A 10,513-nucleotide genomic window follows, 5' to 3' on the forward strand; every position below is an offset into this window, starting at 1 on the left:
CTAAACGCCATGTTCCCGAACCGCACTGCCCACGGCCGTTTCCCGTCCGTGCACCCGCTCGTTGTCGCCCTTGCCGCCCTGCTGCCATTGACGGCCGCAGCCCAGGACGCCCCTGTCACCAAGGATCCGGTGGCCCTCGATACGCTGCAGGTGACGGCGCAACGCCGCGTCGAAAACGCCAAGGACGTGCCGGTCTCGATCTCGGCCATCCAGGGTGAAAAGCTCGACGTGCTCGGTTCGGCTGGTGATGACATCCGCTTCCTGTCGGCGCGTGTGCCGAGCCTGAACATTGAATCGTCCTACGGTCGTGCTTTCCCGCGTTTCTACATCCGCGGGCTGGGCAACACCGATTTCGACCTCAATGCCTCGCAGCCGGTCTCGCTGGTGTATGACGATGTGGTGCAGGAAAGCCCGCTGCTGAAGGGCTTCCCGCTGTTCGACCTGGCCGGTGTGGAAGTGCTGCGTGGCCCGCAGGGCACGCTGTTCGGCCGCAACACCCCGGCGGGCGTGGTGAAGTTCGATTCGGCGCGTCCCTCGCAGGATGCCGACGGTTACATCAAGGTCGCCTACGGCAGCTACAACACCTGGAACACGCAGGGCGCCTACGGCGGCCCGCTGACCGACCGCTGGTCGGCGCGCGTGTCAGCGCTGTACCAGCGCCGCGACGACTGGGTCACCAACACCCGCCAGGGCGCCCCGGCGCAGGGCTTCGAGGGGTATGACGAAGCCGCCGCCCGCGTACAGTTCCTGTACGAAGGCGATGACGTCGAAGCGCTGTTCAACCTGCACAAGCGCAAGCTCAACGGCACCGCGCGCCTGTTCCGCGCCAACATCATCAAGCCGGGCACCAACCAGCTGGTCGAGAACTTCGACCGCGATGAAGTCTCCACCGATGGCCAGAACTTCTCCGACCTGGAAACCTGGGGCGGCAGCGCGCGCCTGAAGTGGGATCTGGGCCGCGTGACCCTGCACTCGATCACCGGCTACGAGACCGCCGAGTCGCTGAACCACGGCGACATCGACGGTGGCTACGGTGCCAGCTTCCTGGGTGCCGGCAACTACGGCCCGGGCAACATCCCGTTCGCGTCCGAATCGGCTGACGGCCTGCCGCACCACCGCCAGTGGACCCAGGAATTCCGCGTGGAATCCAATGAGTGGGGCCGCTTCGACTGGCAGGCCGGCGTGTTCTACTTCGATGAAGACGTCACCATCGACAGCTTCAACTACGACTCGCTGACCCCGGGCAATCCGCAGACCGGTCACGCCGTGCAGCAGCAGCGCAACAAGGCGTGGGCCGCGTTCGCCTCCGGCGATTTCGACGTGACCGAGCGCTTCAAGCTGCGCGGTGGCGTGCGCTACACGCAGGACAAGAAGGACTTCAGCGCCAGCGTGCTGCAGGCCGTGCCGTTCGGCACCCCGGTCAGCGGCCCGTACATCGCCAGGACCGACGTCAACGACGTCAGCTGGGACCTGAGCGGCGTCTACCAGATCACCGACAACCTCAACGCGTATGCCCGCGTGGCCAAGGGCTTCCGCGCGCCGTCGATCCAGGGCCGCTTGGCCTTCGGTGGCGTCTCGCAGGCCGATTCGGAGAAGGTGATCTCCTACGAGGCCGGCATCAAGGCCGACCTGTTTGACCGCCGCGCACGCCTGGGCTTCAACGTGTTCCGTTACAACGTCGACGGCCAGCAGCTGATCGCCGTGGGCGGCAGCAACAACACCGCGACCCTGCTCAATGCCGACAAGACCTTGGGTCAGGGTGCCGAGCTCGACTTCGAAGCCTACCTGACCGACCACGTTCTGCTGACCTTGGGCAGCAGCTACAACGACACCGAGATCAAGGACAAGGATCTGGCGGTGGCGATCTGTGGCGGCGGCTGCACCATCACCGACCCGACCACGGTCATCGATGGCGGCACCTACGCGCTGGTCAACGGCAACCCGCTGCCGCAGGCGCCGAAGTGGATCCACAACCTGACGTTGCGCGCCGGCTTCCCGCTCAACGATGCCAGCGAGTTCTACGTGTACACCGACTGGGCCTACCGCAGCGAAGTGAACTTCTTCCTGTACGAGTCGCCGGAGTTCCGCAGCCGCTCCTCGCTGGAAGGGGGCCTGCGCCTGGGCTACAACTGGGACTACGGCCAGTACGATGTCGCCGTGTACGGCCGCAACCTGACCGACCAGGTCCGCGTGGTCGGCGCGATCGACTTCAACAACCTGACCGGCTTCCTCAACGAGCCACGCACGTTCGGTCTGGAGTTCACCGCGAAGTTCTGATCCACGTCATGCGGTAGGTGCCCACCGTGGGTGGGCACGTTGAAAAACGAAAACGGCGCGGAGAAATCCGCGCCGTTTGCCGTTCAAGTCATCCAACGTTGCCGCTGCAGGTAGTGCCGCCTTACAACGCGCTCACCGGCCGCACTTTCAACACCGCTTCTTCAGCCGCACAATCCCGTGCCGAATGCAGGCCCGCCCTGCGCGCCGCCACGATCTCCTTGCGCGCCGCCAGCAGGTCGCTGTTGAACGCGGCGTTGTCATGCAGGCGTGCCACGGCGGCAGCGCCCATGAAGCGGCCTTCCAGGATGTCGCTCTGCCAATGCACGTTGCAGACCAGGCGGCTCTCGCCGTAGTTGCGGCCGCGCGCCTGGATCGCATCGGCGCGGTCCGGGGCGATTTCCGAGAGGATCAGGGCCCAGGCCCAACCGATCGAGGTGTGGCCGGACGGATATGAGCCGTTGCCGCGCAGGTCCTGTTCGTCTTCCGGCGAGCAGGTGGGCTCACCATTGACCATGAACGGCCGCGCGCGCTGGTAGTGCTTCTTCGCCGTGCGGGTGGCCGCGCTGGCATCGATCCGGCTGCGCTCGAGCAGGCGGTACAGGGCCGGCGTCTTCACCGCATCCACCTCGACATCGATCGCGCACGAGAACTGATTGGCGCCGGCCGGGAAGGCGAGTTCGGCGTCGCGGTGTGCCTGCTCGAAGCGGGGGCTGCCGCGCAGGGCACGGGCTTCACGGCTGACCTGTTCGTCCAGTGCGACGCCGGCCGAACCGGCCGCCGGCGGTGCCGGTACCAGTGCCAGGCTGTCCGGCACGGCGCTGCCCTGCAGGTAGCCCACCGCCTTGGTCGTGACCGAGGCTTCCACCGCCGTGGTGCGCGGTGCGGTCGTTGACGAACAGCCGGCGAGGGCGGCGAGCAGGGCGGTCACCAGCATCGGGCGAACGGCAGCGGAGCGCAGGAACGACGACATCGGCAGGTCTCGAAGAGGGAGAGCCGCATGATCGCAGCTTCGTCCGGCAACGACAGCGGCCGCTCGTCATCCGGCCAGATCCGGCATGGCCGTGCCCCGGATGGCGGAAACCCGCGACTGGTTCACGGATTTCGTGGGTCGCACGACATAGCGTCATCGTAGGCGCCATCGTTCGTCATATCTCCATGGATAGATTTACCCCATGGCAACGCGGCAGCGCCGGTCATCAGGGGGATCACCTGCAAGGAGACAGCGGATGCGAAGCAACGCGGGAAGGTGGGGTGGTGGTCTCGCCCTGGGTCTGATGCTGGCGTGCGCGAGTGTGCACGCGGCCGATGTAGTGGGGGTGGCGTTCGTGCATGGCACCGGCAAACAGACCGATGCGCGCGCGGACTACTGGCAGCCGGGCATCATCGATACGGTGCGCCAGGGCTTGCCCAACAACAGCAACTACACCGTCATCAACTGCGATTTCGAGCAGTACATGTGGAAGCCTGACGCGGCCGGCTGCCTGGCCGGGCAGCTGACCAGCTTCATCAACAGCCGCGGCATCACCAAGCTGGTGGTGATCACCCATTCCAACGGCGGCAACGTGGTGCGCTGGATCCTCTCCAACCCCACCTATGACAGCCGTTATCCGAAGATCATCCAGACGGTCAGCAAGGTCACCGCACTGGCGCCGTCCTCGGCCGGCACGCCGCTGGCCGATGCGGTGCTCAACGGCAACGTGTTCGAAAGCTCGGTGGGCTGGCTGCTGGGCTACAAGAGCGATGCCGTGCGCCAGCAGCAGGTGGGCCACATGGCCACCTACAACGCCCAGAACCTGTACGGCACGGCCGGCCGCCCTGCGTTGCCCAAGCCGTTCCGCGCGGTGGTCGGCTCGGATGTGGAATCGGCGGTGTGGGACAGCAACAGCTACTGCGGTGGCTATGCGCAGAACGTGGGCCTGGAGTTCACCCAGAACTGGTTGAACAGCTGCTCGGACGGCTTCCTGGAGTGCAGCAGCCAGAAGGCGGCCGGCACCACCTGGTTCACCGACAAACAGCGCACCAACGGCGCCGAGCCACTCAGCCACAACCAGAGCCGGCGCGAGTGCTTCGGCCTGGGCACGATCCTGCGCAACGACCTGACCCTGTGAGGAGCCCCCCGATGATGCGACAGACGACGATCGCGGTGGCCCTGCTCGCCGCCCTGGCAGCCCTGCCATTGCAGGCAGCACAACCGCTGCTGGCCGCCCGCGCCAGCGACCAGGTGCCACGCGCGGTGGAGCGTGCGCCCTTGCCGGCCGGACCGGTGGAGCAGACACCGTTGAGCTTTGCCTGGGCGCTGGATCCGACCCAGGCGCTGACCCTTACGCCGGCCTTCATGGCCAGCAGCCGCAGTTACTGGGAGATGGTGGGCGCGTCGGCGCTGCAGCAGGGTCTGGTGTTGCCGCTGACCGCACCCGACGCGGTGATCCAGCTCAGTCCGGTGCAGGGCGCGCGTGCGCTGGATACCACCCAATGGCAGGTGCGTGACCCGGCCGGCGCGCTGGCGGTGGCCAAGGGGGTCGATGACCAGCAACTGCGCGCGGCCGGCATGGCGGTTGGCCCGGGCACGGCCATGGTTCGCACGGGCACCACGGCGGCGGCGGGCAATTACCGTCTGCAGAGCACGCAGGCCCAAGGCCGCTATGTGGTGCAGGTGCTCGAACCCAACAGCCCGATCGCGCTGCAGCTGCAGGCGAGCAGCGAACGGGTGCTCGCCGGTGGCACGCTCACGTTGAGCGCGCGCCTGGTCAACGACGGCGGCGCTGCAGCGGCGCAGCTTGGCCGTGTCAGTGCGCGGCCGCTGCCGGCCGTGGGCGAGGCCCTGCTGGTCGCGCCCGATGGCCGCAGCTGGCCGGTGCCGCTGGTGGCCGGCAACGACGGTCTGCGTGCACAGGTGACGGTGCCGCAGGACATCGGCACCGCGCAGGGGCTGTGGGAACTGCAGGCCTTCGTCAGTGCCGACGGGGTGCAGCGCGATGCCAAGGTGGCGTTCGCGGTGGCGCAGCCGACGGCGCGCTTCCAGGGCCAGGTCGAGGCGGATGCCAGCCGCCGCGAGCTGCGCCTGCCGCTGCAGATCGGTGCGCCCGGCCGCTACGAGGCGCGCGGCACGCTGTATGCCACCGGCCCCGACGGGACGCTGCGGCCAGTAGCGCAGGCACACAGTGCGGCGTGGTTCGCGACGGCAGGGGCGGGTGAGCTGCGCCTGCCGTTCGCCAGCGTGGCGCTGCCGCGTGGCTATGCCGCTCCGTTCGAAGTGCGTGACCTGCAGTTGCAGGACCAGAGCCGGATGGCACCGATCGAATCACGTGCGGTGGCGGTGCGGTTCTAGGCTGCGTGACCTAACCTGCGAACGCACTCAACCGGCCGGCCTGATCCACCACGTGGATCGGGCCGCCGAACAGCTCGGACAACGGTGCATCGCGCAGCAGCTCCGCACGCGGGCCATCGGCGAGGATCTTGCCGCCGCGCAGCATCACCACCCGCTCGATCTCGGGAATGATCTCCTCGATGTGGTGGGTCACCAGCACCAGGGTGATGCCCTGGCGGGCGAGCTCGCGCATGGTGGCGATCAGCTGCTCGCGGGCGATCAGGTCCAGCCCGGTGGAGGGTTCATCCAGCAGCAGGGCCTGCGGCCGGTTCACCAGCGCCCGGGCGATCAGCACGCGACGCGTTTCCCCGGCCGAGAGTTCGGCATAGCCGCGCTGCAGCAGGGGCAGGGCACCGGTCATCGCCAGGGTTTCGCGCGCGCGCTCGCGCATCTCCGGGCTCACCTCGCGGAAGGCCGGCACCACGAAGCTGGCGAAGAAGCCGGTCAGCACGGCCTCTTCCACGGTCAGCCCGGGCATGTCGGAGAGGTTGCTGCTCAGGTCCCCGGTGACGATGCCCAGCTGCGAACGCAGCCGGTCCACCTGCCAGCGGTTCTGGCCGAGCACGCGCACCGCCACCGTACCATCACCGTGCGCCAGCGGGTACAGCTCGCGGGTGATCAGCTTGATGAAGGACGACTTGCCGCAGCCATTGGGGCCGAGCAGGGCGGTGTGCTGGCCCTGTTCGATGCGCAGGCTGAGATCGTGCAGGACCCGGACCTGGCCGCGGATGACGCAGGCGCGGTCGAGCTCGATCAGGGGGACGGGGGAGGCCGGCACCGCCGGCGAGGCTGCGACTGTCATGAATGCGGGGGCATGCTCACGAAGGTAAGGGGAGAACTGAATGACTGCGCAAAAATGGCATCGAAGGGATGAAGTTTGCAACGTCTGGCCCCATCATGTCTGGAGGTATCCCTGTTTCCTTGACGGCCGACTGCGGCCCGGAGTCCTGCGATGTTCGATACGCTCCTCAACTTCCTGACCGGCGGTGTCGTCGGCCTCGGCTGGTGGGGCATGGGCCTGGTGCTGCTGGTGTTCACCCAGCTGACCATCTTCGCCGTGACCCTGTATCTGCACCGCAGCCAGGCGCACCGCGGGGTGGATTTCCACCCGGTGATCGCGCACTTCTTCCGGTTCTGGACCTGGCTCACCACCTCCATGATCACCAAGGAGTGGGTGGCGATCCATCGCAAGCACCACGCCAAGGTGGAAACCGATGAAGACCCGCACAGCCCGGTGACCAAGGGCATCGGCATGGTGTTCTGGCGGGGCGTGGAGCTGTACCGCGAGGCCCGCGAGATGCGCGCGGATATCGAGCAGTACGGCCGCGGCGCTCCGGATGACTGGATCGAGCGCCACCTGTACACCCCGCACGCCAATCTTGGCCCGGTCGCACTGCTGGTCATCAACAGCGTGCTGCTCGGCCTGCCCGGCGTGGCGCTGTGGGCCATCCAGATGGCCTGGATCCCGTTCTGGGCCGCCGGCGTCATCAATGGCCTGGGCCACTGGTGGGGCTACCGCAACTTCGAATCGGCCGATACCTCCACCAATCTGACGCCGTGGGCGTTCTGGGTGGGCGGTGAAGAGCTGCACAACAACCACCATGCCTTCCCGAGCTCGGCGCGCTTCTCCATGCGCCGCTGGGAGTTCGATATCGGCTGGGCGGTGATCCGCGGCCTGCAGGCAGTGCGTCTGGCCAAGGTGTTGCGTGTCGCGCCGAGCATGGACGTGCGCCCGAACATTGCCGTGCCGGATGCGGAAACCCTCAAGGCCCTGCTGTCGCACCGCTTCCAGGCGATGACCGACTACCAGCGCAACGTATTCGTGCCGGCCCTGCGCGAAGAGGCCGCGATGGCGGGCGCCAAGCTGCGCAAGCTGTTGCCGCGCCGCATGCGCCGCGGCCTGGTCAACGACGGCCGCTGGCTCAAGCCGGATTGCCGCGCCCAGCTCAGCACGTGGGTCGAACAGCGCCCGCGCATCCGCGTGCTGGTGGAACACCGCGCCCGTCTGGCGGCCCTGCTGGAAGCGCGTGGCAATGACGCCGCCGAACGGTTGAAGCTGCTGCAGGCGTGGTGCCATGAAGCGGAAGCCAGTGGCATCGCCGCGCTGCAGAACTACGCCGCGCGCCTGAAGGGCTACGCACTGACGGCGCACTGATCAATGCGCTTCCCGACCGGGAACGTCTCCGCGAAACGCCGCCTTGTGCGGCGTTTTGCGTGTCTGGCGCTGGCCGTTGGCGTGCTCGGCGCGAAGGCACAGGCGCAGGTCACGGATACGGGCAGCTACCTGCAGCGCATGGACACCGACGGCGACGGCCGGGTCAGCGTAGAGGAATACGTGCAGTGGCTGCTCTACGCCTTCGATCACATGGACCGCAACGGTGATGGCGTGCTCAGCGCCGATGAGCTGCCCGGTGGCAAAGGCCCGCCGATCACGCGGGAGCAGCAGCGGCAGACGCTGATCCAGCGGTTCCACAAGCAGGATGCCAATGGCGACGGGTATTTGAGTGCGCGCGAGTTGGCTGCGCCGCCGCGGTGAACTGAGCTTAATTGCAGCCGTGACGTTGTAAATACGGTCCGGAATGTGACGTAGATCTCATTTTGTGCGTGCGCCGCTCCGCTGAACGAACCTGCGCTTTACATTTCATTAACTTTTGGTAAGTTGCGCCATTGGCAGACGAACGCGAAGCGTTCCCCGTCGCCTCCAACCTGGTACTTCAGCACGGTGTTGGGAGCGGATATGTGTTCCGGAGGCGATGCCGAGGTACATGGAGCTGCACGCAGGCAATGGAAGGCAACACAGGCAAGGCAAGAGCGGGTTGCAGTTTGACTTCGCAGTTCTCGCACATCGACAGGCAACGCTCAGGCATGGGGTACCCCCTCATGCTTGCCGACGTCCGGTGGCTTGAATGGCGACGACAGCTTGGTACAGGGGGCAGCACTGAAACGGCGGGCCATCGATGGCACCGCGTGGGCAGACTGCTGAAACATCACAGTCCCGTTGACATGGCAGTTGAGCGAGGTGCGTTGCACGCTTGACCTGTAGGCCGCGAAAAAGGCGGCGGAAAGGACACGGATGTCGTGCAGCACACCCGCGAAGGTGCCCATGAACGGGGCTTCGGTTGGATGGTCTGATTGAATGGATGCAATTGCAGTGTCATCGCCACGGCGCCTGAGTGCGTTGTTTTTCGTTTTGATCCTGGGTCTGACGGCTCCCGTTGCGACGTTGGCGCAGGCGGGTCAGCCAACGCTGGCCGATCAGCAGGAACTGCGCGATCGTGCCGAGCGCGAAGCGCGTGAGCGCGCCGAACGGCAAGCGATTCCTGAAGTTGCGGGCCCTGCCGCGCCGGCCGCGGCCGACTACCGGTCCACGGATCTGCCCGACGAATTGCCCTGCTTCCGCATCGATGCCATCGTGCTCGATGGAGCGCACCGCGACCGATTCGCCTTTGCCCAACGCTATCTGGACAAGTACCAGGGACGCTGCATCGGGCAGGAAGGTATTGCGCTCATGGTGCGCAGAGCATCGGACCTGGTCCTGGCCAAGGGCTATGTCACCACCCGCATCGGCTTGCCGGAGCAGAATCTGGGCGCAGGCACCCTGCGCCTGCAACTGGTAGCGGGCACCATCCGTCAGATCCGTTTCGCCGATGGCCCTCCTCGCGATGCCATGTGGAAAAGTGCCTTCCCGGCGCGCGCTGGCGATGTGCTCAACCTCCGCGCGCTGGAGCAGGGCCTTGAGCAGCTCAAGCGGGTGCCATCGCAGGATGTGGAGATGGAACTGGTGCCCGGCGCGCAGCCTGGCGAGTCGGATGTGGTGATTACTCTGAAGGCCGCGCGGCGCTGGCGCAGTGCATTGTCGCTGGACGATGGTGGTAGTGAAGGTACCGGCAAGCAACAGGCCGGCACCACCGTATGGGCCGACAACCTGCTGGGCATCAACGACCTGTTGAGCATGGGCATCAACAGCGATGGCAGCGCCGAGCACGGCAAGGGCACGCATGGTTACAACGCATCCTGGAGCGCGCCGCTGGGCAACTGGCGTTTCTCGACCAGCACGTACGGCTCGCGTTATGCGCAGATCATTCGCGGCAACAACGACGACTTCAGTAGCACCGGCCGTTCGCGCAGCCTGGATCTGACGGTGGAACGCCTGCTCACGCGCGGCCAGAGTTATCGCACCGCCATGGAGCTGCGCCTTGCCCAGCGCCACTCGCGCAGCTTCGTCGAAGGCGTTGAACTGCGAGGCCAGCGCCGCAGGACTACCTCGGCGGAACTGGCCCTGCTGCATCGTCAGTACGTGGGCAGCCTGCAGGCAGATCTGCGCCTGGCCCACCGACGTGGCCTGCCGTGGCTGGGCGGCGATGACGATGGCCCAGGACGCGATGACGAAGCCCCCACCTTCCGGTACCGCATCACCACGCTGGACATCGGTGTCGGCGCTCCGGTGCTGCAGGGCCCCCGCCCAATCTATTGGAACAGCGCGCTGCGCTATCAGTGGACCTCCGACCCGCTGTACGGCACCGAATTCATCAGCATTGGTGGCCGCTACACCGTCAACGGCTTCGACGGCGAAGTGATGATGGGTGGGGCGACCGGTGGCTACTGGCGCAACAGTCTCAACTTCAGCCTGCACCGCCGCTTCTCGCCTTACGTCGGCGTGGATGTGGGCCATATCGCCAGCAATGCGGTGCAGGGAATCGCCGGTGGCGACATGGTCGGTGCCCACGTAGGCGCCCGAGGCCAGGCGCTCAGCCTGGATTGGGATGTCTTTGTCGGTTTTCCGCTGGAAGCGCCCCGTGCGATCCGCGCGCAGAGCGATGCGCGGGTAGTCGGGTTCCGGCTCGCAACACAGTTCTGAAAACGAAGTAC

At 66.5% G+C, this 10,513-nt stretch carries 9 protein-coding genes; 6 read left to right on the forward strand and 3 right to left on the reverse strand.

What is annotated here, in order from left to right; translation table 11 throughout:
- Nucleotides 1-9 precede the first annotated feature (9 nt).
- On the forward strand, nt 10-2,277 hold the full coding sequence (locus AC13F7_RS13665; RefSeq protein ID WP_483001330.1) for a TonB-dependent receptor: 2,268 nt from the start codon (nt 10-12) through the stop codon (nt 2,275-2,277).
- A 121-nt stretch (nt 2,278-2,398) separates the two neighbouring features.
- Here the strand turns inward: AC13F7_RS13665 and AC13F7_RS13670 are convergent, their stop codons facing one another.
- On the reverse strand, nt 2,399-3,247 hold the full coding sequence (locus AC13F7_RS13670; protein WP_483001334.1) for an acid phosphatase: 849 nt from the start codon (nt 3,245-3,247) through the stop codon (nt 2,399-2,401).
- 256 nt (nt 3,248-3,503) lie between these two features.
- Between AC13F7_RS13670 and AC13F7_RS13675 the strand changes: the two genes are divergently transcribed.
- Nucleotides 3,504-4,385 (forward strand): lipase family protein, encoded by an 882-nt coding sequence (locus tag AC13F7_RS13675; RefSeq protein WP_483001337.1) that lies wholly within the window; start codon nt 3,504-3,506, stop codon nt 4,383-4,385.
- 11 nt (nt 4,386-4,396) lie between these two features.
- Nucleotides 4,397-5,605, forward strand: a complete 1,209-nt coding sequence (locus tag AC13F7_RS13680; protein ID WP_483001340.1) for a DUF4785 domain-containing protein — start codon at nt 4,397-4,399, stop codon at nt 5,603-5,605.
- Nucleotides 5,606-5,615: 10 nt separating this feature from the next.
- Here AC13F7_RS13680 and AC13F7_RS13685 read toward each other — a convergent pair whose 3' ends face one another.
- Nucleotides 5,616-6,446 (reverse strand): ABC transporter ATP-binding protein, encoded by an 831-nt coding sequence (locus AC13F7_RS13685; protein ID WP_123730985.1) that lies wholly within the window; start codon nt 6,444-6,446, stop codon nt 5,616-5,618.
- 150 nt (nt 6,447-6,596) lie between these two features.
- Between AC13F7_RS13685 and AC13F7_RS13690 the strand changes: the two genes are divergently transcribed.
- Together AC13F7_RS13690 and AC13F7_RS13695 are read left to right on the forward strand one after the other, a co-directional pair.
- Nucleotides 6,597-7,799: a DesA family fatty acid desaturase gene (locus AC13F7_RS13690; RefSeq protein WP_483001344.1), complete on the forward strand. Its 1,203-nt coding sequence runs from the start codon at nt 6,597-6,599 to the stop codon at nt 7,797-7,799.
- A 3-nt stretch (nt 7,800-7,802) separates the two neighbouring features.
- Nucleotides 7,803-8,180, forward strand: coding sequence for an EF-hand domain-containing protein (locus AC13F7_RS13695; protein ID WP_483001346.1), 378 nt, complete (start codon nt 7,803-7,805; stop codon nt 8,178-8,180).
- Nucleotides 8,181-8,503: 323 nt separating this feature from the next.
- On the opposite strand, the gene AC13F7_RS13700 is transcribed toward AC13F7_RS13695, so the two are convergent.
- Nucleotides 8,504-8,749 (reverse strand): hypothetical protein, encoded by a 246-nt coding sequence (locus tag AC13F7_RS13700; RefSeq protein ID WP_462090961.1) that lies wholly within the window; start codon nt 8,747-8,749, stop codon nt 8,504-8,506.
- Between the two features lie 31 nt (nt 8,750-8,780).
- Between AC13F7_RS13700 and AC13F7_RS13705 the strand changes: the two genes are divergently transcribed.
- Nucleotides 8,781-10,502 (forward strand): ShlB/FhaC/HecB family hemolysin secretion/activation protein, encoded by a 1,722-nt coding sequence (locus tag AC13F7_RS13705; protein WP_483001349.1) that lies wholly within the window; start codon nt 8,781-8,783, stop codon nt 10,500-10,502.
- Nucleotides 10,503-10,513 lie beyond the last annotated feature (11 nt).

It is taken from the genome of Stenotrophomonas sp. K-6, from assembly GCF_056861555.1.

Excerpts from the sequence above, each read along its gene's own strand:
- AC13F7_RS13665 (WP_483001330.1), top strand. The coding sequence starts at position 10 with ATGTTCCCGAACCGCACTGCCCACGGCCGTTTCCCGTCCGTGCACCCG.
- AC13F7_RS13670 (WP_483001334.1), bottom strand. The coding sequence starts at position 3,247 with ATGTCGTCGTTCCTGCGCTCCGCTGCCGTTCGCCCGATGCTGGTGACC.
- AC13F7_RS13675 (WP_483001337.1), top strand. The coding sequence starts at position 3,504 with ATGCGAAGCAACGCGGGAAGGTGGGGTGGTGGTCTCGCCCTGGGTCTG.
- AC13F7_RS13680 (WP_483001340.1), top strand. The coding sequence starts at position 4,397 with ATGATGCGACAGACGACGATCGCGGTGGCCCTGCTCGCCGCCCTGGCA.
- AC13F7_RS13685 (WP_123730985.1), bottom strand. The coding sequence starts at position 6,446 with ATGACAGTCGCAGCCTCGCCGGCGGTGCCGGCCTCCCCCGTCCCCCTG.
- AC13F7_RS13690 (WP_483001344.1), top strand. The coding sequence starts at position 6,597 with ATGTTCGATACGCTCCTCAACTTCCTGACCGGCGGTGTCGTCGGCCTC.
- AC13F7_RS13695 (WP_483001346.1), top strand. The coding sequence starts at position 7,803 with ATGCGCTTCCCGACCGGGAACGTCTCCGCGAAACGCCGCCTTGTGCGG.
- AC13F7_RS13700 (WP_462090961.1), bottom strand. The coding sequence starts at position 8,749 with ATGGGCACCTTCGCGGGTGTGCTGCACGACATCCGTGTCCTTTCCGCC.
- AC13F7_RS13705 (WP_483001349.1), top strand. The coding sequence starts at position 8,781 with ATGGATGCAATTGCAGTGTCATCGCCACGGCGCCTGAGTGCGTTGTTT.